The sequence below is a fragment of the Draconibacterium halophilum genome (assembly GCF_010448835.1).
Taxonomy (GTDB): domain Bacteria; phylum Bacteroidota; class Bacteroidia; order Bacteroidales; family Prolixibacteraceae; genus Draconibacterium; species Draconibacterium halophilum.
The window spans coordinates 125,810-149,336 of the sequence record NZ_CP048409.1 but is presented as its reverse complement, the minus strand read 5'-3'; the positions used below and the strand labels follow the sequence as shown (position 1 = coordinate 149,336).

At 42.2% G+C, this 23,527-nt stretch carries 16 protein-coding genes; 7 read left to right on the top strand and 9 right to left on the bottom strand.

The window, feature by feature from the left end:
• Positions 1–111: 111 nt before the first annotated feature.
• The 4 genes from G0Q07_RS00415 to G0Q07_RS00405 form a co-directional block, all read right to left on the bottom strand.
• Positions 112–1,617, bottom strand: coding sequence for a glycoside hydrolase family 30 protein (locus tag G0Q07_RS00415; protein ID WP_163344175.1), 1,506 nt, complete (start codon positions 1,615–1,617; stop codon positions 112–114).
• Between the two features lie 77 nt (positions 1,618–1,694).
• A complete protein-coding gene (locus G0Q07_RS20540) occupies positions 1,695–3,392 on the bottom strand; it encodes a beta-galactosidase small subunit-related protein (RefSeq protein WP_246222956.1) in 1,698 nt (565 codons plus the stop codon).
• Positions 3,281–4,891 (bottom strand): glycoside hydrolase family 2 TIM barrel-domain containing protein, encoded by a 1,611-nt coding sequence (locus tag G0Q07_RS20535; RefSeq protein ID WP_246222955.1) that lies wholly within the window; start codon positions 4,889–4,891, stop codon positions 3,281–3,283. The genes G0Q07_RS20540 and G0Q07_RS20535 overlap by 112 nt, the downstream gene beginning before the upstream one ends.
• Before the next feature lie 830 nt (positions 4,892–5,721).
• Positions 5,722–7,014: a cysteate synthase gene (locus G0Q07_RS00405; RefSeq protein WP_203532628.1), complete on the bottom strand. Its 1,293-nt coding sequence runs from the start codon at positions 7,012–7,014 to the stop codon at positions 5,722–5,724.
• A gap of 133 nt (positions 7,015–7,147) precedes the next feature.
• Here G0Q07_RS00405 and G0Q07_RS00400 point away from each other — a divergent pair, with 133 nt between their 5' ends.
• Positions 7,148–9,862, top strand: coding sequence for a family 78 glycoside hydrolase catalytic domain (locus G0Q07_RS00400; protein ID WP_163344173.1), 2,715 nt, complete (start codon positions 7,148–7,150; stop codon positions 9,860–9,862).
• A gap of 12 nt (positions 9,863–9,874) precedes the next feature.
• Positions 9,875–11,374, top strand: a complete 1,500-nt coding sequence (locus tag G0Q07_RS00395) for a DoxX family membrane protein (RefSeq protein ID WP_163344171.1) — start codon at positions 9,875–9,877, stop codon at positions 11,372–11,374.
• Positions 11,375–11,381: 7 nt separating this feature from the next.
• Here G0Q07_RS00395 and G0Q07_RS00390 read toward each other — a convergent pair whose 3' ends face one another.
• The 3 genes from G0Q07_RS00390 to G0Q07_RS00380 are packed head-to-tail and all read right to left on the bottom strand — an operon-like array spanning position 11,382 to position 13,942.
• Positions 11,382–12,050, bottom strand: a complete 669-nt coding sequence (locus G0Q07_RS00390; RefSeq protein WP_163344169.1) for an NAD-dependent epimerase/dehydratase family protein — start codon at positions 12,048–12,050, stop codon at positions 11,382–11,384.
• A gap of 1 nt (position 12,051) precedes the next feature.
• Complete coding sequence (locus tag G0Q07_RS00385; protein WP_163344167.1) at positions 12,052–13,158, bottom strand: metallophosphoesterase; 1,107 nt, start codon at positions 13,156–13,158, stop codon at positions 12,052–12,054.
• Positions 13,159–13,162: 4 nt separating this feature from the next.
• Entirely contained in the window at positions 13,163–13,942 is a 780-nt protein-coding gene (locus tag G0Q07_RS00380; protein ID WP_163344165.1) for an SDR family NAD(P)-dependent oxidoreductase, read from the bottom strand.
• Positions 13,943–14,124: 182 nt separating this feature from the next.
• Between G0Q07_RS00380 and G0Q07_RS00375 the strand changes: the two genes are divergently transcribed.
• On the top strand, positions 14,125–15,528 hold the full coding sequence (locus G0Q07_RS00375) for a PQQ-dependent sugar dehydrogenase (RefSeq protein WP_163344163.1): 1,404 nt from the start codon (positions 14,125–14,127) through the stop codon (positions 15,526–15,528).
• A 15-nt stretch (positions 15,529–15,543) separates the two neighbouring features.
• Here G0Q07_RS00375 and G0Q07_RS00370 read toward each other — a convergent pair whose 3' ends face one another.
• Positions 15,544–15,972: an RrF2 family transcriptional regulator gene (locus G0Q07_RS00370; RefSeq protein ID WP_163344161.1), complete on the bottom strand. Its 429-nt coding sequence runs from the start codon at positions 15,970–15,972 to the stop codon at positions 15,544–15,546.
• A 221-nt stretch (positions 15,973–16,193) separates the two neighbouring features.
• Here G0Q07_RS00370 and G0Q07_RS00365 point away from each other — a divergent pair, with 221 nt between their 5' ends.
• Entirely contained in the window at positions 16,194–16,898 is a 705-nt protein-coding gene (locus tag G0Q07_RS00365; protein ID WP_163344159.1) for a protein-L-isoaspartate(D-aspartate) O-methyltransferase, read from the top strand.
• A 229-nt stretch (positions 16,899–17,127) separates the two neighbouring features.
• Here G0Q07_RS00365 and G0Q07_RS00360 read toward each other — a convergent pair whose 3' ends face one another.
• Positions 17,128–18,309: a hypothetical protein gene (locus G0Q07_RS00360; protein ID WP_163344157.1), complete on the bottom strand. Its 1,182-nt coding sequence runs from the start codon at positions 18,307–18,309 to the stop codon at positions 17,128–17,130.
• Between the two features lie 295 nt (positions 18,310–18,604).
• Between G0Q07_RS00360 and G0Q07_RS00355 the strand changes: the two genes are divergently transcribed.
• The 3 genes from G0Q07_RS00355 (at position 18,605) to G0Q07_RS00345 (ending at position 23,449) form a co-directional block, all read left to right on the top strand.
• Entirely contained in the window at positions 18,605–19,963 is a 1,359-nt protein-coding gene (locus G0Q07_RS00355) for an outer membrane protein assembly factor BamB family protein (RefSeq protein ID WP_163344155.1), read from the top strand.
• Positions 19,964–20,063: 100 nt separating this feature from the next.
• On the top strand, positions 20,064–22,466 hold the full coding sequence (locus G0Q07_RS00350; protein WP_163344153.1) for an efflux RND transporter permease subunit: 2,403 nt from the start codon (positions 20,064–20,066) through the stop codon (positions 22,464–22,466).
• Positions 22,466–23,449 (top strand): polyprenyl synthetase family protein, encoded by a 984-nt coding sequence (locus tag G0Q07_RS00345; protein ID WP_163348842.1) that lies wholly within the window; start codon positions 22,466–22,468, stop codon positions 23,447–23,449. Before G0Q07_RS00350 ends, G0Q07_RS00345 begins: the two co-directional genes overlap by 1 nt.
• Positions 23,450–23,527 lie beyond the last annotated feature (78 nt).

Here is a 23,527-nt window from a genome sequence, read left to right as displayed (position 1 = left end):
CAAAGGTATTGGATTTGTTGGAAATTTAAATTTGGTATTTCTTTTTTTAGCAGCAATTATCTTGTTGGGCTATTTCAATTAGCCGGTATTTAAATCTTCGATCTATATTTTTTAAATAACCAGGGTTGTGATACTTCTGCCTGACAATAGCACAGCTTTGTTCAGGTTGTGTTTCCCCATGAGCGAAAGGTTTTGTTCTTCCGACGTTTCATAAATTTTTGCCTCTCCGGCAAGGTCGAACTGAATGCTCGCGGCTTCCTCTCCTCGGTTGATGCAAACCACAACCACCTGGTTGTCTGTATTTTTGTAGGCCGAAATTTTGAGGTTTAAATTCTTTGCTGATTTTACCGATACACGTTTTGCCCCGGGGCGGATAAACCGAGAATAATTTCCCAGCGCCCAAAGCAGTTTTGATTCGTAGATATTGCCTCCGGTCTCGTTTTTATCAATGTATACCAGTCCATCTTTAAAGTCGTAAGGACTTACTGCAAGCCACCAGTGCCAAGCACTTGCATTGGCAATGGTAAGGTCGGAGTGAATTACATTGGCTACAAACAGTGCTGTTTCCATACCTAAATCACGACCGTTTCCTGTAAATCCGTTGTTGTCGCCCAACACACAAAACTCGCTCATCCAAAATTCCAGCTGTGGATCAACTTTTTCGATTTCTCTTCGAACTTTGCTTCGCACAGCTTTTAAAACTGAATCATTTGTTGTTGTAAAGTAACTGTGACCTGCAATTTTATGCGCCATGTTGGGTAGGTTGCCAACGTAGTTTTCAGATTCAGGAGAAAAAAATTCTTTTATTTGAAAGCCTCTTTCTACATCGTTAGCTTTCGCATATAAGTGGTTGAGTTGTCCGGCTTCTGAAATTTCAATTTTTGTTGAAAGACCAGCTTTTTTAAGATCATTTCCAATTATTTGACAAATTCTGCTTATTTCAGAATTTGTCCAGGGCGAACCTTCCTGTCCGTTTTCCCAACCCCATTGAGGTTCGTTCACCGGCGATAGATAGTTGAATAAAACCCCCTCGTTTTTCTGAATATTTTGTGTTACATCAATTAAAAACTTACTGTACTGATCAAAATTTCCGGCCTTTAAGTTCGTTGAATTTCCTTCATCAGAATTGGCTCGTTTGTTTTTCGTTAGCCACACCGGCGGACTGTTTACAAAACCAATAAAGTATTCTATTCCGCGGTTTTTGGCGGCATGCAAAAACCAACGCTGACCTTTTTGTTTGTTCCAGTCATACGTACCATCTTTCTGCAAAAAACACTCCGCTTCTCTCCATGGATCGCTTATTTTTGTGTCTCCCTCCTGGTCGGCACTTCCACCGCCAATATTAAATCGCCAGCAACTTAAACCAATTCCTGCAGGCAAACCATCTTCCTTTTCTTGAAGACTAAAAAGTAAATCAGCAATCTTGTTCTTTTGCTCATCGGGCCAGTTGCCCACATGCTGACAACTCCAGGCATCGGAAGCACCAAAGTTATGGATGGTTTGGAATTCAACTTTAGTGTTAATACGTACGTCTGACATCTTGATATTATCGTCGGTGTTGTTTTTTAACTGACAGCCGGCAAGAAACAAGAAAAGAATTAAGGTAAGTGATTTCATTTTATTGAGCTTAAAAAAGGCGTAGTGACACTTCTGGTTGCCGCTACGCCTTTAAATTTAATATTTTAAATTTCTTTTTAATAGTTCATCCTTGCCTTTTTGGCAGGATCTTCCTCAACAGAGATAAAGCTGATTTTAAATGCGTAGCTGTATTCTTTTTTGGTGAGGCGATATTCGTCGTGTGTGCGAGCGCCCCAACTGTTGTCGCCACCAACACCCATTTGTTTGTAATCGATGTTAACAGAAGTCAGGTCGCGTGCTTTTACATCGTCGATATGGCGGTTCACTACCTCTACTCCCGGAACCTGACGGCCGTCGGTACGCTCGGAACTTTCAAAGTCTTCCATAATATTGTGGTGCGCACTAACTTCCAGCAATGGCATTCCCGAGAATAACAGGCCGTTACCGGTATCGTCGGTGATGGTCATCCAGCGAACATCAGTTTTGTTTCCGTTTTCTTGTGGGCGCAAATAAGCCCAGTACTGATCGGCAACACTGCCACTGTACAAACCTACAAAGGCGCCTGTTTTCCTGTCCCAGTAAGATTCCTGCGGGCCACGTCCAAACCAGCTCATTTGGTCGAATTTGCGTGGCATTACCAGGTTCATTCCCATCCGAACGATTTCCGGCAATTCATCGGCAGTCATTTTAAAGTTGTTTTCAACCATAATATCGCCATTGCCATATACTGTGTAAATCGATTTGTACGAAGCAATTTTTGCGTTTTCTTCGTTGATTAAATCAAAATCAAAAACAATTTCAACAGCATTATTCCGTAGCACTTTTACCGAAACATCGACAACTTTCCTGTTTTCACCGGCTTTTCGCCAAACACGACTTCGTTTGTGCAGGTTGTTACCAAAATCGTTGTCGATTGGTGCGCGCCAGAAATTAGGTATTGGACCACTAATCAACATTTCAGTTTCTCCTTTTTTAAGGCTTGAAATAATTCCTGATTGTTTATCGAAAGTTACCGTGAATCCTTCTCCCGATACCGTTGCTGTTTCATCTGTTTCTTCCAGATTTACGTCCGGCATCTGAGGAATTTTGTATTCTAAGGTTGTTGGAACAACAAATGGGATTTCAAATTGCTCTTCAGCCAAAATCCAACCGGCCTTAACAAGGCTCCAGTCTTCTTTTAGTTTTGCATGAACATTCAGGAAATATTCAATACCGGCTTCCGGTTGTACATCAAAACCGATGCTAATGTTTTTACTTTCTTCCGGCGCAAGATCAATGTTTTCAAGTGTTCCGTTGTCTACAACTTTTCCATCAGCTGTAACTTCCCAAACAAAATCGAAAGCTGACAGATCCATAAATGCGTATTTGTTCTCGATCGAGATAATGCCTTTTTTCAGATCAACAGCATCGAAGCCAATGTATTGGTAAACTTTCTTAACTTCCAACAGATGTGGTTTTACAGTACGGTCGGGATCAACCAACCCGTTGTTACAGAAGTTCCCATCTGAAGGAACTGTATCGGGGCCAAAGTCGCCTCCGTAAGCCCAAAATCCTTCGCCTTCATCGTTTGTAGTCCACAAGCCCTGGTCAACCCAGTCCCAGATAAAACCACCTTGCAGGACATCGTATTTTTCAATCACATCCCAGTAATCCTGCAGGTTACCAACGCTGTTACCCATGGCGTGTGCATATTCACACTGAATTAAAGGCTTGTCGGCTTTTTCTTTGGCAAATTGCTCCATGCGTTCAATGCGCATATACATTGGAGTGTTAATATCAGTGTTCTCGCCGCCGTGTGCCTGTTCGTATTGCACGGGCGGGTAATGTCTGCCGATTTCAGGAAATTGTAAGTAGCCTTAAAGTTTACACCGTTTCCGGCTTCGTTACCCAAACTCCAAATTACCACACAAGGTTGGTTTTTATCGCGTTCAAACATATTTTTTGTGCGGTACAAATGGGCTTCTTTCCAATCTTCATTTTTCGCCAACGATTCTTCTCCATAGCCCATCCCGTGCGATTCGATGTTTGCTTCGTCAACAATGTACAAACCATATTTATTGCAGAGCTCGTACCACAATTCAGGTTGTGGATAGTGCGATGTGCGAACTGCATTCAGGTTGTTTTCTTTCATGGTTTTAATATCCAGCAACATGGTTTCTTTGTCCTGAACATGGCCGGTTTTATCGTTATGTTCGTGTAGGTTGGCTCCTTTTATGTAAACGTATTTTCCATTTACACGAAGTGTAGCATCGATAATTTCAATGCGTCGGAAACCAACATCCTGACGGATTACTTCAACTACATCATCTCCATTTTTCAGGGTGATTACCAGTTCGTAAAGATTTGGAATTTCGGCAGACCACTGTTTTACGTTTGGAATTTCAGTTTCAAAACTAACAGCTGTTCCATCGGTAGTTTCCGAAAATTCTTCCACCACATTTTCGTTATCCGAAAGGACAGCTTCAACAGTTAAATTACCGCTGTTTGCCAGTTCGAGGTCCAGAGAAAACAAACCATTTGTATAGGTATCGTCAAGATTAGAACCAACGCGGAAATCTTTTAAGGCTTGCTCGCCTCGTGCAATAAGGTAGGCATCGCGTGTGATTCCGCTTAAGCGCCAGAAATCCTGATCTTCCAGATAAGATGCATCGCTCCAACGGAAAATCTCAACGGCCATGGTATTTTCTCCCGGCACTAAATATTCGGTGATATTAAATTCAGCAGGTGTTTTGCTGTCTTCGCTGTAACCCACGTATTGTTCGTTCACCCAAAGGTTCATATTCGACGAAACGGCACCAAAATGAGCGATGATTTCGCTACCATCCCATTCAGCAGGAACTACAAAAGTGCGTTTGTACGATCCTACCGGATTATAATGCTCCTGAATTAAGGGAGGAGTTTTTTCGTGCGGGTATTTTACGTTGGTGTAAATCGGGTAATCAAATCCAACCACTTCCCAGTTGGCAGGCACCTGAATTTCGTCCCATTCACGCGTATCAAAATCATTCTTAAAAAACCAAAACGGGCGTTCCGATGGGTTTTGTGCCAGGTGGAATTGCCATGTTCCGTTAAGGGATTTGAGCAGTGGCGACTCCCATTTGTCTTCGCTACGTGCTTGCTCGGCTGATTTAAAAGGAATAAAGTGAGCATGTGGCTCCGCTTTGTTTACCTGGTAAATTCCCGGGTCTTCCCAGGGTTTTGGGTTGGGTTCCTCATAAGGCACATTGGAATAGTCGGTGTAATTGTTGCACGAAACAAGTGTAATCAGTGCGATTGAGAATAAAGTTAGTGTCAAAAATGATCTTTTTATCATAGTAGTGGAATTAAATGTTTTCTACTTTAAGAGACAGCAAATTTAATTTTTGTACCTAATTAAGAATAAAACAAAACGTGCAAAAACTAGAATTTATTTGGACTTGCTCCAATTCTGGCAATAAAAAACCCGTATTTGCGATGGTACAGGTAAGAGTGGAAAAGGGATCACCTGATATTTTCGGTGGAGCTAGCGAGATAAATGTTTTGCTCCAGTAGTTTCAATATTGAATGCAGGCACCCACTCCAGAAATATACTTTGTATCGGACGGATTTTACTTTTTGTCTTGAGGCAATAAGTAAACAAAAAACTCAAGGCTGCGCCCGCTTCCCTCAGAAAAGCCCTGCCTACCGGCAGGCAGGTACGCGTTGCCAGCTAAAATTACTGAAACTTCCCGATGCTACGATCGGGACAGGCAGTCGTACCTCTTCAAACAACAGTAATTTTTAACGCCATCACCGCTTGTTTTCCGGCTCACCGCACGAGGCCAGGCTTCGATGAAGCTGACGTTACAATAGTGGAACGGCCTCTTTTGGGCTTTGCCTGGAGTTGAAATAGAACCTTAGTGAGAGCGGGAAGCTCCGAGTGAGCGAGGAGATCACCCGTCCGAACTTAGGTTTTATGAAAACGGAAGGTGAAGATCAAAAGCAGCCTTGAATTTTCTGCTTCGTCTTTGCTTTAAGGCAAAGATGAAGGCCGCCAGCAGGCAGAAAATTCTATTCGTTTAGGTGCATTCCAAAATTTTAGTACATCGGATTTTACGGGTAGTACCGGGGAAAGCTAGTTCGGGATAAAAATGCATCCCTCCGGCGCATTGGATAATCTCTCCGTTAAAACAGCTTTTCCACTTTTTCTTTTACCTCTTCTTCGTTTGGATTTATATCGAAAACGATTTCCGGTTTTAAGAAGAACAGATCATTTTCAGCTTTGAATTTCGCTTCGCCGCCACCTGTGATATTCAGCATAATCAGGTCATCCTTTTTAACGGTTTTATTCTTAACAGCATCAATTAAAGTTGCAGTTGCAATGGCCGATGCCGGATGAATATCATTTCCTTCCGATTCGAGAAACAGTTTTCCTGCTTCTGCTGCCTGCTGATTTGAAGCCAATAAAACATCGCCGCCTGCATCTTTCATGGCATCATATAAACCACCTGCAACAGGGTAGGGTGGTTTTCGGTTTGATAAAACTTTCGCTACTATTTTTTCCACCTGCTCGCGTGCCAGATTGTCGTCCAGTGATAACATGGCACGTGAATCGGCTTTCCATGCATCATGGATGGGTGTAAATGGCGAATTCTGCGAAACCATCAGTTTCATTTTTTTGTTACCGAATCGTCCATCCTCGATCAAACGTAAATTGGCTTCCCAGGCTGCAATTGCTCCGGTCCCGCTACCAATTGCCTGAAAATAATAATCAGGAATTTCACCAATTGTTGTAGTTGCCGAAAGCATTGTGGTTGCCATTCCGTCGCGGCGGGCCACGTTTTTGGCGCCACCTTCAGCAACAAAACCTTCCATTCCAGCCACAATATTCGATAAGTGAATGGCGTCGAAATAGTCGCTGCCCGATTTGCTGCAAATTAGTTTTACACAATCATTTATTGGTGCGTCGAACCAAAGTGCGCTGATGTTGTCTTCCGGAACGCAAATAATAAGTGGGATGTTATTTTCAGAACAAACACGGGCAAAAGCACGCGAAGTATTTCCGGCCGAAGCAACCACCAAAACCTGGTTCATATCTTCAGTCATGCGTCCGCCAACCGAATAAGCTTCGGTTTCTTTAAACGACGCCGTTTTCATGTTTGTGCCTTTTTCAGGCCAGTAGCCACTAAATGTGATCCAAAGATTTTCGAGCCCCAATTCTTTTGCCAAACCCTGGCTTTTGTAGGTAACCGGTGCTGATGATCCTTCAAGCATCCGGCCAATTGGTAACCAGTCGGCAAATTTATATAAGCCCCACGAATCGTCTTTTACATCAATTTGTTTTTTATCGTAAATAGCACGAATTAATGTCGGTTCAGCTTCACCCGGAGCATCCAGCATCCAGCCTTCATCTTTAAACTCCCTGCCTGTTTTAACCGACTTCAGGATGTATTTTGTGGGCGAAAAATCTCTGCTCATTCTACGTCTTTTTTGTTTTAAGAAGGACAAATGTAGAAAATGCAGACATAAAACAAACGAAATTTTTCAAATCTTAAATCAGGCATTATAAACTTATTGGTATATTTAAACGATTTCAACAAAACCTAAAACTATGAAAAACCTACTACTGTTATTTTGTTTTTTATCAATTAACAGTTTTTTGTCGAACGCTAAAATCCGCCCCACACAATTAACTTGCGAATACTTAAAAAATCCCCCGGTTGTTGATGTTATGCAACCGCGTTTAGCATGGATTAATGTAGCCGAAAAAGGCGAAAGAGGGCAATTTCAAACGGCCTTTCAGATTCGGGTGGCCACTACAAAAGAAAAGCTAGAAACGCCCGATTTATGGGATAGTAAAAAGGTTGAAAGTGAGCAATCAAACCGCGTGGAGTACGACGGAGAAGAATTGATTTCAAGGCAGGATTGCTGGTGGCAGGTGCGTGTTTGGGATAAAAACGGAGAGGTCTCGGAATGGAGCGAGCCTGCATTTTGGCACATGGGATTGCTTGATGAAAAAGACTGGCAGGCAAAATGGATTGGCGCACCCTGGCAGGGAGAGGCGGCTTTACCAAAGCCTAATTCACCGGCAGTTGACTTGCCGGAAGAACTTCCGCCTCCGGCACCTCTTTTACGCAAAGAATTTAACGCAGATAAACAGGTTGAAAAAGCTGTGGCATATGTTACCGGATTGGGTTATTTTGAGCTTTATCTGAATGGCGAAAAAATTGGCAACGATGTGCTGGTTCCCAATCAAACTAACTACGGAAAGCGACCAGCACTCACGCAACAATATATTCCGCTTGATGATAACTTTAGGGAATACAAAGTGATGTACCTGGCTTATGATATTTCTGACAAGTTAAATACCGGGGCAAATACTTTTGGGGCGATCCTAGGAAACGGTTTTTATAATCCAGCTAAACATTGGGCTTTAGGTTATGGTTCTCCGCGTTTTTTGTTGCAGGTTCATGTAGCCTACACCGACGGAACTGAGGATGTTCTGGTAAGCGATGAAAGCTGGAAGGCAGCTAAAAGCCCGATTTTAATGGATATGGTTTATTACGGCGAACATTACGATGCGCGACTGGAACAGGATGGCTGGTGTTCTCCCGATTTTGATGATTCATTGTGGCAAAATGCTGTTCTTAGAAAAGCGCCTGAAGGAAAGTTGGTGGCGCATACGGCACACGCCGATAAAGTTTATGAAACGCTTGAACCTATCCGGATTGAAAAAATGTATAACGGCAACTATAAAGTCGATTTTGGAGAAGAAATTTCGGGCTGGGCAAGGCTAAAAGATGTGGAAGGTCCCGAAGGACACAAAATCGAAATCAAGTATTTGTCAAATACTTACTCGGGTGATAATTCATATATTTTTAAGGGCGTAGGAAAAGAAAATTATGCGGCACGTTTTAACTGGTTTGTTTTTCGTGAAGTGGAAATTGTAAACTGGCCGGGTATACTGGAGCCCGAAAATATATGCGCTGAAGTGATAAATACCTACATTGAAGAGTCGGCCCATTTCGAAACTTCAAATCCGCTTTTTAACCGGGTTAATAAGATTTGGAAACGCAGTCAGACCGATAACATGCACGGCGGTATTGCCAGCGATTGCCCGCACCGCGAACGTTCGCCATACACAGGCGACGGGCAGGTGGCGTGTGTTACCGTGATGCACAACTTCGATGCGCAAAACTTTTACTACAAATGGATTCAGGATATTATCGGCGCTCAAAATGTTGAAACCGGTTATGTACCAAATGGCGCACCGTGGCAACCCGGTTGTGGCGGCGGAGTTGCCTGGGGAGCGGCTGTAAATATTATGCCCTGGGAGTTTTATGTGCATTACGGTGCTGTGGACATGCTGGAAGAGGCTTACGAACCAATGAAGGAATATGTGCGCTACATGCAAACCTGGGTTGACGATGAGGGAATAATGAACTCGCAACGTGTTGGCCTTAACGGCGATGTTTTGCGATGGTTTAACCTGGGTGAATGGGTTACACCCGGCGATCTTCCACCTGATAGCCTGGTACATACGTTCTATTTTTGGCGCTGTGCCGATATTACCGCAAAAACTGCTGAGGCATTAGGGAATAGAAATGAAGCAAGAAAATTTGCAAAGTTGGCCGAAAGAACAAAAGAAGCCTTTCATAAACGATTTTTCGATGATGAAAAAGGAACTTATGGAAATTCAGGAGCAAATATTTTCGCCCTAAAAATGGGCGTGCCCGAATCCGAATATCACCGGGTAATAAAAGCACTGAAAGAGAATATTAAAAAGAATAAAGGACATTTGGATACAGGAATTTTCGGAACGCAGTTCTTTTTCGAAGTGCTTACGGAAAACGGTATGCACGAGCTGGCTTACGAGGCGATAAACAAAAAAGAAGAGCCCGGTTACGGCCGTTGGTTAACACTTGGAGCTACAACAAGTTGGGAGCAATGGAATACAGATGGTTCGCACAATCACCCGATGTTTGGCGGTGGATTGGTTTGGTTGTATCGCAAGCTGGCAGGAATGCAGGCTGATGAAAATAACCCGGGATATCGTCACATTATTTTTCATCCGCAACCGGTTGATGAAATGGAACTTGCCAAATATTATAACAAAACACCTTATGGAAAGGCCGGCATAGAATGGCAGCTGGAGGAGGGGAAACTGAATGTTGATGTCACGGTTCCCGTGGGATGCACGGCAACAGTAATTTTGCCGGGACCAGATTTTGTTGCCGATGGAAGCGACGAGGTGAAAATTGTCTCGAAATCCCCAAACGAACTGGTGCTGGAAATTGGATCGGGGACCTATAATTTTAGTAACTAAAAGATCTGCTATATGAACTGGAAAAAACTCAGTATCACAATTTTTAGAGTGGCCATAGGATGGCACTTTTTGTACGAAGGAATAGCAAAATTAGCAGATGGAAACTGGAGTGCCGCCGGATATTTATCGAGCTCAACAGGGCCATTATCTGGCTTGTATCAGTGGATGGGCAGTTCTGAAGGAATTATGAATGTCGTCGATCCACTAAATATGGCGGCGTTAATTCTAATTGGGCTGGGTCTCACTCTTGGTTTGGCGATTCGGATTTCTGCTGTTTCAGGCATTCTTTTGCTTTTGCTCTACTATTTTGCACATCCGCCATTTGGTGGTTCATTGCTGGCCAATACCGAAGGAAGCCTTTACATCGTAAATAAAAATGTAATTGAGGCGCTGGCTTTGCTCGTTTTGCTTGTTTTGAAAGAGAAAGGCTGGGGATTGTATGCGCTTTTATTTTTTCCGAAGAAGAAAGAACCGGGTGAAAAATCAACTGCTGTAAAATCCCGTCGCGAAGCTTTAAAGAATCTGGCTACAATTCCGGCATTGGGTGTTTTGGGATTGGGAGCTTTTAATGAAACACAAAAATTTGGTGTAGATACACTATCCGGAGCCACAATAAAAGTTGGCGGAGCAGATATCAAAGAGCTAAAAGGAGAGCTTCCGAAAGGAAAGATTGGGCCACACGAAATAAGCCGTTTGGTGGCCGGTGGAAACCTGATTGGTGGCTGGGCGCACTCGCGCGATTTGCATTACGTGCCGTCGCTATTCAGGGCTTACAATACCGAAAGAAAGATCTTTGAAACGCTGATGTTGGCCGAGGAAGCCGGAATTAACGCGATCAATATCGGGTTTCCTACAAATGCCACCATGCAGAAGTATAAAAAGCTTACCGGCAGTAAAATTAAGGTCATCACGCAGGTACATCCCGATGCCGATAACAACGATTACCTGGTGAATATTAATAAAGCCATCGATTTTGGTGTGGACATTATTCAGGTACAGGGAAACTGGTGCGACTGGCTGGTGCGCGACAATAAACTGGATAAAATTGATCTGATGTTAAATCATATTCGTGAACAAGGTTACACTGCCGGCCTGGCTTCGCATACGGTTGATTCGCTGATTGCCTGCGAGGAGCAGGGAATTATTCCGGATTATTACATGAAAACCATGCATCACGATAATTACTGGTCGGCACACCCGCGCGAGAATCGTTTCCCGTTTGAAGTGGATGGTAAAAAATATGCTGATCACAACCGTTTTCACGATAACCTCTTTTGTTTATATCCTGATAAAACGATTGACTTTGTGAACCGTGCCACTGTTCCGGTAATGGGTTTTAAAGTGTTGGCAGCCGGTGCTATTCAACCCGAAGATGGATTTAACTGGGCTTTTCGGAATGGTGCTGATTTTATTTGTGTGGGTATGTTCGATTTTCAGGTAGTGAACGATGTAAATATCACTATCGATACGCTGAATAACTTGCAGGGGCGTACGCGAAAATGGTATGGTTAATGGGTTTTTACTTTTCAGCTAGTTGAATAATGTCTTTTGGTTTAATAATTACAGAATTGTAGCCATACAATGCCGCGTTGATCATCGCTTTTCCGACTTGTGTAGTATTAACCACTGCATTTGGTGCCACTGCTTTAAATAAATGCACCAGCCACATAAAGTAATCATAAATAAACTGGTAGGCTTTGGTTCGTGATTTTATCCCGCGCAAGGGAATAATAACTCCCGGGCGAAACATAAAGGCCTGCTTAAATCCCATGTTAAGCAAGTCGTTTTCGGTTTTACCTTTAACACGCGCCCACATAATCCTTCCTTTTTCTGATGAATCGGTTCCTTCGCCCGACACATAAGTGATTGTCATTTCCGGGTTAAGCGGAAATAGTTCTTTGGCAAGCGAAAGCGTATAATCATAAGTGATCTTTTTAAAGTCGTTTTCTTTTAATCCAACTGAACTGATTCCCATGCACAAAAAACAAGCGTCGTAACCGGCAAGTTGTGTTTTTACAGTGGAGAAATCAGCAAAATCGCCGTGAATGAGTTCTTCCAGTTTTGGATGTCTTACATCAACCGGATTTCTTCCGATTACCAAAACCTTTTCAACCGACTCATGATCGAGACATTCCAGTAAAACGCCTTTCCCCACCATTCCGGTAGCACCTGTTATTATTACCTTCATCTTATTCGGGTTTTAGTTTCAAAAGTACAATTTCGCTTTTTGTGCCAACGCGCATTGGCGGGCCAAAAGTTCCCACTCCCTGCGAGGTGTAGATGCGTGTTCCTTTATAATCGCCCAATCCTTTATTGTATTTGTAAATCATTCCCACTACAAAATTGAACGGAAATAACTGCCCGTTGTGCGTGTGACCGGCAAGATAGAGATCAACGCCATGCTGATTGGCGAATTCAATTCCATCGGGGCTGTGATGCAACAAAACCGTTGGTTTTCCGGGGAAGAGGTTCAATTCATCCAGAACGGAACGGATGCTCGGTCTGTTTTTTCTTTCGGGTATTTCCTGGTCGCCGTTATCCGCGCGCATGTGATCAAGCCCGATAATTTGTATCTGGTTAAAGTGCGTCACTTCGTTTTCGAGAACTGCAACTCCAATTTCGCGCAGATTTTGTTTTACTTCTTTAGCACCCGAGTACCCATCGTGGTTTCCTTCCACAAAATAAACGGGAGCGTTTAGGTGTTTTAGCGGCTCCAGACTCTCGCTGTTCAATCGGATTTTACCATCAAAAAGGTCGCCGGTAATAAATACCACATCCGGGTGTTGGGCATTGGTTTTGTCCACAATTTTCTGCAGCGTTTTTGGCCCCCAGAAATGCCCGATATGAATATCAGAGAGGTGGGCAACCGTAATTCCGTTGGTTAGGCCTTTCATCGGAATTTCCACTTCGCTAATCCGTCGGTACTGTGCGTTAATGATTCCCGCTGCAGTAACAAAAACAGCCAGCGAAAGTGCAGAGATTCCCAACAAGCGGGGTACTGATTTTATAAAAAGACTAAGCAGATCGACAACCGCAACTGAAAGCAAAAGGTAAAGTAAAAATCCCATTACTATCGACGCTGCAATGTAAACCATATTACCAAAAGCCGCCTGTGTATTGGTAGTTGTGGCAATGCCGGCAATCATAAAAACCGTTAATGCGCCGAAAGACATATAAAGATAGCGCGCTGATCGTAGTTCAAAATAAAACAAAAATCGTTTGGCCAGGTACATATTGGCCCCCACCAAAAACGCCAGAAAAACAATAAAAAATAGCCAGGGAATGATTTGTCTCATAAGCTTAATCGGTTTGCTGCATGTTCTTAACCGTTTTTAATAATAGCTTTTTGGGCATAAATGGAATAAATGCCATCATAAATTTTTGGGCACTTGTTAATCCCGAGATTACATCGATCTTTCCTTTTATCATGGCATTGTAACCGGCTTCGGCAACCTTGCGTGCACTGGCTGGTTTTTTAAACATGGCTGTTTTGTCCATTCCCGATGAGGCGCCAAATTCAGTTTCGGTGGCTCCGGGCATCAGGTTGGTAACGGTAATGTTTGTGTGTGCCAATTCCTCCGAAAGTGCGTTGCTGAGTGAGCGCACATAAGCTTTCGAGGCAAAATATACCGCCTGTAACGGTCCGGGCATTAAACTGGCAGTAGATGAGTTATTCAGAATTTTCCCGGAGTTCCGCTCAACAAAATCGGGAAGGAATAAACGGGTTATCGCAGTTAAAGTTTTAATATTCAAGTTGATCATGTCCATGTGTTGTTCGTAATCCAGTTCGTGAAATACGCCAACACCTCCAAAACCAGCGTTGTTTATTAGAAATTCAATTTCGATACCGGCCTTTTTAATTTCATCGTAAATTTCTTTTGGTGCCTCAGGTTTTCCTAAATCTTTGGCAATAACAAAAACCTCAATATCATGCTTTTTTTCGAGCTCACTTTTTAATGCTACGAGTTTGTCTTTACTGCGGGCAACAATTACCAGGTCGCCACTTTTTTCGGCATGAATATGAGCCAGCTCTCTTCCTATCCCGGTTGATGCGCCGGTTATTAGTGCAACATTCTTCATCTGTTTTATTTTACGTTGTTTTTCAAAACATTAATATTAGTCTGTTTCAGTTATTAAACAAAGAAATTAATGGAATGATTAGCAGTTGATACTTTTTATGTGAAAAAGCACTTCATTGATACTGAACAAAATTGCTAAAATTTCCTTATCTTTTATGTATAATAAAATCTAAATCAACGGTAATGAAATCACTAGCTTTTGTAATCACAGGTTTATTGTTCTTTTTTTCTGCTTCTGTTAATGCACAGGATGGTGCACAATTGTATGGTCAGAACTGCGCTTCGTGCCATGGCGCTAATTTAGGCGGAGGAAACGCAGCAAGTTTGGTCGACGGAATTTGGCAATTTGGTGCCGAAGACGGCTATGTTTTCCGAAATATAAAATTTGGTATTGCGCATTTGGGAATGCCATCTTACGAAGCAACGCTTAACGACGGAGAAATTCGCGCGATTATGTCGTATATCCGTGAAGCGGAAAATAAGGTAGGTGCTCAAAAACCGCCCATTGCCAAAGAAATAGAAACGCTTGATTATAAAATTGATGTGGAGATTTTTGCTGAAGGACTGGAAGTTCCGTGGGCAATCGATTTTATTGATGAAAATACAGCTTTAATAACCGAACGTCCGGGCCGACTGCGAGTGGTTGAAAACGGGAGCTTGCTTGATGAGCCTGTAAGAAATACACCCGAAGTTTTGAATGAAGGGCAGGGTGGTTTGCTGGACGTTGCTGTTGATCCCGACTACAACGAAAATGGCTGGATCTACCTCGCTTATAGTCATGTGTTAACAAGTGGTTACGATGGAAACCGACCTCCTGCAATGACCCGCATTGTACGTGGACAAATTGAAAACAACACATGGACCGATGAGGAAGTATTGTTTGAAGCGCCACACGAAACCTACAGAACAACACGCCACCACTATGGCTGTCGGATTGTTTTCGATCCGTGGGGACATTTGTATTTTGCCATTGGCGACCGCGGTGCCGGATACCAGGCGCAGGATTTTACCTTGCCAAACGGGAAAGTTCACCGCATTTATAAAGACGGAACTATTCCTGACGACAATCCTTTTGTTGATGAAGAAGGAGCAATACCATCTTTATTCTCGCTGGGAAACCGAAATATTCAGGGAATGGCTATTCATCCGCAAACAGGCGAGCTGTGGGTAACCGAGCATGGCCCGATGGGTGGCGATGAGCTGAATCGGATTGAGTGGGGTAAAAACTACGGCTGGGAAACTATAACTTACGGCAAAAACTATAACGGCACTGTTATTACAGAAGTAACTCATAAACCCGGAATGGAGCAACCCAATTTGTATTGGCGCCCATCGATTGCTGTTTGTGGTCTCGATTTTTACCGTGGAGATCTTTTCAGTAAATGGAAAAATAAATTATTGGTGGGAGCTTTAAAATACGAAGAGGTTCGTTTACTTCAGATTGAAGGAGACAAAGTGATTCATCAGGAGGTAATTGTAAAAAATCAGGGACGAGTGCGCGCTGTGTCAACCGGACCCGATGGAGCCATTTATGTTGTGCTGAATAAGCCGGGAACGGTTATTAAATTAGTTCCGAAAAACGAGTAAAAACTTGCAGCGCAGTTAATGAACAAATTCTTCGAGTTTTACCTGTTCAGCCATCAACTCTTCAAGTGTAGTTGATTTCAGTATCTGAACAATTTGACTGTTTAATTTTTCCCAAAAGCCAAACGGTGCACAAATGTCTTTTCGATCACATTTGTAGTTGTCAGATACGCAGTCAACTACACAAACACCATGCTCAAAAGCGCTGTGAATGTCGTAAACCGTAATTTCCGACGGCTTACAGTTCAGAACATAGCCACTTCGCCGGCCACCGGCTTTAGTTACAAGGCCGGCCACTTTTAACGAGTTGATAATTTGATCGAGGTATTTATAGGATATATTTTGGTTGGCGGCAATATCTTTTTGGTAGATTCCATTCTCATTGCCATTTAATGCTATTTCAAGAATAGCCCTTAATCCATATCGTGTTCTTGTACTAAATTTCAAGTCCTTTGGTTTTTTTCTTTCGGTTTTTGTTGATTGCGAAGGTAGTAAAACTATCAGATTCGTATTCGTAACCGGCCAAGGAGGAGTAAGAGTAAGCCATTATTTCACAATCTTTTAATCAGCTTACTTTTTACATTGCAGGATTTCCCGCCGGAAGAGTTATCGGTAACCTTAATCGTGTTATCATCGTTATAAAACCAGAGTTTTTTTAAATTACTGATATGTTCAGAATTTTAATTGCCATACTGCTGGTGTTTGCACCAATGATAAGTGTTTCGCAAAACGATGCGTTTCTTAATGAACGCCAGAGAATGGTGAAACTACAACTTGAAAACAGAGGGATTAACGATGAATTGGTTTTAGCCGCATTTCGGCAAGTTCCGCGGCACAAATTTGTTTTACCTCGATATGCAAAATTCGCTTATGCCGACTCTCCATTACCTATAAACGAAGGGCAAACTATTTCTCAACCTTATATTGTTGCATACATGACCGAGGTTTTAAACCTTAGTCGTTCAGACCGTGTTTTGGAGGTTGGAACCGGATCGGGCTACCAGGCGGCTATTTTAGCACAATTATGCGATTCGGTTTTTACCATCGAGCTTTTTGAAGCATTGAGCAGGTCGGCTAAAAAGGTATTCCGACAATTGGAGTACAATAATATTTACTGCAAAGTTGGTGATGGTTACCTGGGGTGGCCTGAAAAAGCACCTTTTGATGCCATTATTGTTACCTGTTCGCCATCGCATGTGCCCAAACCTTTGGAAGAGCAGTTGGCTGAAGGTGGCAGAATGATAATCCCCGTAGGCGAAGGCAGTATACAAAAACTAGTGCTTTTACAGAAAAAGAAAGGTAAAATGCGAAAGAAAAATGAATTGCCCGTTCGGTTTGTACCCATGATTAATGAGGGTGGAAAGAAATATTAGTTTTATGTTGTTTTTTCAACACCACGACTCGAAAGCACTAAGATTTTTTTAACGTAAGTATGCTGAGGCGTTTTTCTGAACTACAATAGACGCATAGAACAAAGAAGAGTGGTTTAGCCGCAGTGCTTTAAAAACCTTGAAGGATTGTTGTTTGTCAATTGATATATGCCTATTCTTTCATTCTCTAAAATTCCAATACTCCAATATTCCAACATTCTTTTTCTGGCTGCTATAGCGCGCCAAATTTAATAATCCAGCCATCGCTTCGGGTGTTTGTTTCCTCTTGCAACCCCGGCCCGATAACGACAAATCCACCATCGGAGCTGTTTATAATTCGCGATGCGTGGTCGTTATTAAAACGCAGGCGAAGTAATTTCTCGTTAAGCTCGTTACCATCCGCATCGATATTTAATAACCACGGACCGATTTTTCCAATAAATGAAGTGGCTTTTATTCCGGCAACAATAAATGTTCCGTCGGGGCGAATTGTCAAGGCATTGCCTCCTTCTGAGCCTTCGCGGTCCACACTTTTTGTCCACAAAATCTCCCCTGTTGAATTGATCTTATTTAAAACCAGATCGTAATCAAAAATGGGATTTTCGGAGTTGATATCGTTTAAACATTTTCCGTTCCAGCCAACAATCATAAAAGCACTGTCGGGAGAGCAACAAATACACTCTGGCCATACTTTTTGGTCGGGCGTTTTTATCCATGAATACCATTTTGCTTTTCCTGTGTAGCTAATGCGTATGGCAACAATGTCGCAACTGTTTTCGCCGGTTTCGCTAATCTGCGCCGCCAGGGCAAAATCGCCATCCGGAAGTTTTTTTATCGACCGGGCACATCCTGACATGTCGGTCATGAATAACCGTTCCATTGTTATCCCTCCATTTTCATCCAGGGTTGCCATCCATATTTTTGGGTCGTCCGGATTTTCACTCTTCGATCCGGCGATGGCAAAATGGTTTTCCGGCAGCGAAATAATATCTTCCACCGAAAGGTAATCTGCGCTTAATGTTTTTCGCCAGATTTCCGTTCCATTTTCATCTAAACGCACCAGAAGGCAGCTTTGTGTTTCTCCTTCGGCGGAAGTACCCAGCAAAACGTAGCTTTTATCGGTGAGTTGCGTGAGTCGTTTTGGAATTTCATGTTTCTCGGTTCCAATAGATTTTGTCCAAAGCGTATCGCCATTTTCGGCAAAACGTATGAGCTGAAAATCGAACAGGTGTCCATCTACTTTTACGGCACCTGAAACGGTGTAGCCCTTGTTTGCATCCTCAATAATATCAGTATAAAAGTCGCAGTCTCTCGTCCCGGATTGTTTATTCCATTCGGGTTCGGGTATTTGTGCCACCGATGAAAAAAAGCCTGCAAACAAGAAAACGAAGCTATAAACCAGTGTCTTTTGCATGTTGTTAGTTGTTGATTAGTTTTTATACAAGATTCATCTTTTGTATGAAACAGTAAAGGAAGGGCGAGTTCAAAACAGGATGGTTCTCGTGCCTTTATACCCAAAATTAGGAGTATGGGTTTCAGTAGATCATTGCTAAATTATTGTGGATTATCTTTTCTATTGTTGGCCAATCGCCGGATAATAATTAGTTTTTCGTGCAGGAAAGATTTAAATTGTTCTCGAATACATCCGGGAATCAGGGTTTTTAGATAGATCAAAATTAATTAAATTGGCAAAAACAAAATATATCCATATGTCGAACATCAAGTCGTTTCTAACTTTATTCGCAGCAATTTTGTACTTATCAGTGTATTCGCAGCAGGTCGATCCGTCGCGGCAGTGGAGTATGTACCGGGGAAAATCTATTTCCGGATATTTAGACCAGGCCAACTTGCCCGAAACATGGGATGTGAACACCAATAAAAATATTGCATGGAAAACTGCTATTCCCGGATTAGGGCATTCGTGCCCAATTGTTTGGGGCGATCAGATTTTTGTAACTACAGCCGTTAGTGAACAAGATGAGGGAGATTTAAAAACCGGTATTTACGGATCGATAGGTTCGGTGCCAGACAGTTCGATGCACTATTGGCGGGTGTATTGTGTGGATAAACAATCGGGAGAGATTGAGTGGGAAAGAACTGCGTACACCGGGATTCCCGAACAAAAACGCCATCCTATGTCGTCGCATGCCAATTGTACGCCGGCCACAAACGGAGAATATGTGGTGGCATTTTTTGGATCGGAAGGACTGTATTGTTACGATATGAATGGAAAATTACAGTGGTCGAAAGATTTTGGTGTCTTAAAATCGACTTTCTTTTTGGTGCCGGATGCCGAATGGGAATTTTCAAGTTCGCCGCTGATTCATAAAAACGTAGTAGTTATTCAGTGCGATGTGCAGGAAAATTCTTTTGTTGCTGCTTACGACATTAAAAACGGTCACGAAATCTGGAAACAAAATCGCGATGAATACCCAGGCTGGTCGACTCCAAATGTCTATTCCGATGGTGAAAAGGATATTGTTGCGGTAAACGGTTACAAACATCGTGGAGGTTACGATTTTAATACCGGCGAAGAAATATGGAGAATGTCCGGAGGAGGAGACATTCCTGTTCCATCGCCCGTTATTGGCAACGATTTCATTTATTTTAACAGCGCCCACGGGAAGGTTTCGCCTGTTTATGCTATTCAAAAAAATGCGGTTGGAGATATTACTTTAGAAGACAGAGCAACCTCAAATGAATATGTAAAGTGGGCAAAACTACGTGGTGGCTCTTATATGGGAACCATGTTGTTGTATGGCGACTACCTTTACAACGCACGTTGGAACGGGCGACTAACCTGCTACAATGCCCAAACCGGAGAGGAAATGTATTCGCAAAAAGTTGGATGGGGAAACAGTTACACATCATCGCCGGTGGCAGCCGATGGAGTTATCTACATAGTTGATAACGAAGGCAATGTGTATGCTGTTAAAGCGGGGCCGGAATACGAACTTTTAGCAACCAATAAACTAAGCCAAATTGTAATGTCAACACCGGCCATTACCAAAGATTACCTTTTGTTTAGAACTGCCGACCACCTTATTGCTGTTTCTAAAGTGGAATGATAAATTTTAAAAAGTTTTAAATTCACTTAACCTTGGATTGAAGCATTTCTCAAAACAATGGAATTTATATACTTTCGTCGAGTTATTTAGAAATGTAAACATGTGGATTAAACTATCCAGACTAATCCTTAGGAATCGAATCCTCTTTCTTTCAGTTTTGGCTGTTATTACTATTTTTCTGGGGTATCATGCCCGAAAAGTGGAGATGTCGTATGAGTATGCCTCATTGCTGCCAAAGAAAGATCAGGCCTATAAAGATTATCAGAATTTTGTTGAGATATTCGGTCAGGAAGGGAACCTGATTATTGTTGGTGTGCAAGACACGAATTTTTTTCGTCTCGATCATTTCAATGCATGGAAATCGTTGTGCGATGATTTGAAAAAAGTCGATGGCGTTGAAAATTTGCTTTCGGTTTCAAGCACCTACAATCTTGAAAAAAATAAAGAAGAGAAACAGTTTGAGGTTGTAAATAACTTTCCTGATACGATTACAAGTCAGGAAGAGCTGGATGGCTATGTGGCAGAATTTAAACGGCTGCCTTTTTACCGCAAGCTGGTTTATAACGATGAAACTGATACTTATTTGCTGGCCATTACGGTAAACCAAGATAAAATGGCAAGTAAGGAGCGCGAAGACCTGGTTGCCGAAATCCAGGAGGTGTGTCATGATTACGAACAGAAAGAAGATGTTACTCTCCATTACTCGGGAGTGCCCTACATAAGGGTGGTTAATTCGGTTAAGATTAAACGCGAACTGTATATGTTCAGTGTGTTGGCTCTGGTAATTTGTATCGTGGTTTTATTCCTGTTCTTCCGCTCATTCAAAGCTGTTTTTGTACCTGTGCTGATTGTAATCACCGGCGTTATCTGGGCCATGGGAATGTTGTCGCTGTTTGGCTACAAAATTACTTTGTTATCGGGAATGATTCCGCCTTTGTTGATCGTGATTGGAATCCCAAACAGTATTTACATGCTTAATAAATTTCACCACGAATACGTGAGCCATGGGAATAAAATAAAGGCTTTGCAGCGGGTGATCATTAAAATTGGTAATGCTACTTTTTTAACCAACCTTACAACAGCCTCGGGGTTTGCTACTTTTATTATTGTAAAGAGTGATATTTTAAGGCAGTTTGGTATAATCGCCTCCTTAAATATACTTGGCCTGTTTATACTTTCGCTACTGCTTATACCAATCATATTTAGTTTTATCGGAGCGCCTTCATCGCGCCACGTTGGTCACCTCGATAATAAGTTCGTAACAACGGCCATCCGCAAGCTGATGCACATTACCCAAAATTACAGACAGGTGGTATATCTTGTAACCATAGGTGTAATTGTGGTGAGTATTTACGGTATTACTCTGATGAAAAGCTCGGGTTATATGCTCGATGATATTCCTGAAGATGATCCGGTTTATGTCGATCTGAAATTTTTTGAACGCAACTTTAACGGTTTAATGCCTTTGGAAATTATGGTCGACACCAAAAAACCACAGGGCGTTATGCAATTAACAACTTTCCGTAAAATAGAGCAGTTGGAAGACCGGCTGGCAGAATACCCTGAATTATCGGCATCTACTTCATTACTCAATTTGCTGAAATTTGCCAAACAGGCTTTTTACAATGGTCACGAGCGGTATTACAGTTTGCCCAATAATCGCGAAAAGAATTTTATTCTGCAATATGCATCAACGGGTGAAGAAAATGCTGAAATGTTACATTCGTTTATGGATAGTACCAAGCAGAATACCCGAATAAGTATCCGGGTAAAGGATGTGGGTACCAAGCGAATGGAAGAATTGTACGCCCGGTTTAATGCCGATATCGATTCGATATTTACTTCCGACAAATACGATGTAACCGTTACCGGATCGAGTATTATTTCGTTTAAAGGAAACCAGTATTTGTTAAAGAACCTGTTTACGAGTCTTGGTTTGGCTATTTTGCTGATCTCGTCGTTTATGGCCATCATGTTTTCATCGTGGAGGATGGTAATTCTGTCGCTTACTCCAAATATTATTCCGCTGATATTTACAGCAGCAGTTATGGGATTTACCGGCATTCCTATAAAGGCATCTACCATTTTGGTTTTTAGTATTGCCTTTGGTATTTCGGTTGATAATACGATTCACTTTTTGGCGAAGTACAGGCAGGAACTGAACATGACCAATTGGGATATCCGAAAATCGGTGGTGATCGCGTTAAAAGAAACCGGTGTGAGTATGCTGTATACGTCAGTGGTGCTGTTCTTTGGTTTCGGAATTTTTACCATTTCTAATTTTGGAGGAACGCAAGCCATGGGAATTTTGGTTTCGCTGACACTTTTGGTTGCGGTAACATCAAATCTGGTACTGCTGCCGTCTTTATTATCAGGACTTGAGCGGATTACTACAACTGAGGCCTTTAAAGAACCACTGCTTCATATTTACGACGAAGAAGAAGATATTGAACTGGAAGACCTGGAAATTGTTTCGGATGACAAATTAAAATTGGGAGATTGATGTACACCGTAGAAGAACTTCAAAACAGAGTGAGTGTTGAAATTGAAAAGCGCTCCAAAGAACTACTGAAAAATAAGCCGGTTGAACTGTACGATCCAATACATTATTCACTCGAAATGGGTGGAAAACGTTTGCGCCCGGTGCTGGCTTTGCTTGCCTGCAATATGTTTTCCACGAAAATTGAACACGCAATTCCGGCAGCAATAGGAATCGAAGTCTTCCATAATTTTACCTTGCTTCACGATGATATAATGGACAAAGCCGATGTGCGCCGAAGTCGCCCTACAGTGCATAAAAAGTTCAGCGAAAATGCCGCTATTTTATCCGGCGATGCCATGGCTTTTCAGTCGTACCGCTATTTTTTGGAAGAACGGTCGGACGCGCTGCCTGAAGTGCTGGAGGTGTTTAGTAAAACCGCAATAGAAGTTTGCGAGGGTCAGCAATACGATATGGATTTTGAACAGCGAATGGATGTTACCGAAGTGGAATATCTGGAAATGATCCGCTTAAAAACAGCTGTTCTTTTAGCTTGCAGTTTAAAGGTTGGCGCACTTTTAGCAAATGCTCCCGAAACTCTGGCAAACCAACTCTACGATTTTGGCATTAACCTCGGGTTAGCTTTCCAGCTGCAGGATGATCTTCTGGATACTTTTGGCGATCAGGCCGTTTTTGGTAAACAAATTGGCGGCGATATACTGGCCAACAAAAAAACGTTGCTACTTATTAACGCTTTGGAAAAAGCATCGGAAAATGAAAAACAGAGATTAATAAGCTGGATAGAAAAAACTGATTTTAATCCGAAAGAAAAAATTGCAGCCGTTACCGGATTGTATCAAACAATTGGAGTGCAAAATATTGCCGAAGAAAAAGTGAACGACTATTTTAACAAAGCGATGCGCATTTTAGATGATTTAAATGTGCAGGATGTTGTAAAACAACCACTTCGAAACCTTGCAAACAAAATGCTTACCCGCAAGCATTAAAGCAATATAATAGGATAAAAAATATCCAAAAAACCAAACGCAACCTTGCATAAAAACAAAACAATGTTAAATTTGTTG